Here is a 1539-nt window from a genome sequence, read left to right as displayed (position 1 = left end):
AGAGGATAGAGACCAAACTGTCTCACGACGTTCTGAACCCAGCTCGCGTGCCGCTTTAATCGGCGAACAGCCGAACCCTTGGGACCTGCTCCAGCCCCAGGATGCGACGAGCCGACATCGAGGTGCCAAACCATCCCGTCGATATTGACTCTTGGGAATGATCAGCCTGTTATCCCCGGGGTACCTTTTATCCGTTGAGCGATGCCGCGTCCGTACACCGGCACCGGATCACTAGTCCCGACTTTCGTCCCTGCTCGAGCCGTCGCTCTCGCAGTCAAGCTCCCTTGTGCACTTGCACTCGACACCCGATTGCCAACCGGGCTGAGGGAACCTTTGGGCGCCTCCGTTACTCTTTGGGAGGCAACCGCCCCAGTTAAACTACCCGCCAGGCACTGTCCCAGACCAGGATGACTGGCCGTGGTTAGACATCCAATGCGAACAGAGCGGTATTTCACCTTGCGACTCCGCGCGGTCTGGCGGCCACGCCTCGAAGTCTCCCGCCTATGCTACACAATCCACACCGAATGCCAATACCAAGGTATAGTAAAGGTCCCGGGGTCTTTTCGTCCTTCTGCGCTTAACGAGCATCTTTACTCGTACTGCAATTTCGCCGAGCTCCTGGTCGAGACAGTGGGGAAGTCGTTACGCCATTCGTGCAGGTCGGAACTTACCCGACAAGGAATTTCGCTACCTTAGGATGGTTATAGTTACCACCGCCGTTTACCGGGGCTTGAATTCACCGCTTCCCCCCGAAGGGATGACGGATCCTCTTAACCTTCCGGCACCGGGCAGGCGTCAGTGCATATACAGCGACTTGCGTCTTCGCATGCACCTGTGTTTTTGGTAAACAGTCGCTACCCCCTGGTCTGTGCCACCCCCAACAGCTCCCCAAGCAGGTTGGTTCACCATCGGGGGTCTCCCTTAAACCGAAGGAACGGGAGTGATTTGCCGAGTTCCTTGACCAGGATTCGCTCGATCGCCTTGGTATTCTCTACCTGACCACCAGTGTCGGTTTGGGGTACGGGCGGACTGACGCCCTCACGCCGAAGCTTTTCTCGACGGCCGGGATCACCGGATCCACGCATACGCGCGTCCCATCGCACCTCACCCTCACGCCCCCCGGATTTGCCTGGGGGACGGGCCGCGTGCTTGGCCCCGGAAAACCACCTCCGGAGCCGGCCACCCTTCCGTGTCACTCCTGCGCTGACCTACTACGGCTACGCTCCCGACACCCACCCGATCCACGCCCCGAAGGACGCCTCACGGAAGGACGAAGGTTAGTACTCGCCGCCTCGGTTTGATCGGTCGCCAGCCGGTACGGGAATATCGACCCGTTCATCCATTCGACTACGCCTGTCGGCCTCGCCTTAGGACCCGACTCACCCAGGGACGATGAACGTGGCCCTGGAACCCTTGGTCATCCAGCGGCGGGGATCCTCACCCCGCTTTCGCTACTCATGTCTGCATTCTCACTCCCACGGAATCCACGGCCGGCTTGCGCCGCCGCTTCGCCCCCCGTGGGACGCTCTCCTACCCAGT

1 rRNA gene is annotated in these 1539 nt (G+C 60.2%); it reads right to left on the bottom strand.

The annotated features are described in order from the left end of the window. Positions 1 to 1539, bottom strand: a 23S ribosomal RNA gene (locus BMYO_RS11345); the annotation flags it as partial.

The organism is Bifidobacterium myosotis (assembly GCF_002259745.1).
Taxonomy (GTDB): Bacteria; Actinomycetota; Actinomycetes; order Actinomycetales; family Bifidobacteriaceae; genus Bifidobacterium; species Bifidobacterium myosotis.
The sequence above is the reverse complement of the archived record's forward strand: the minus strand, read 5'-3'. Positions and strand labels throughout refer to the sequence as shown.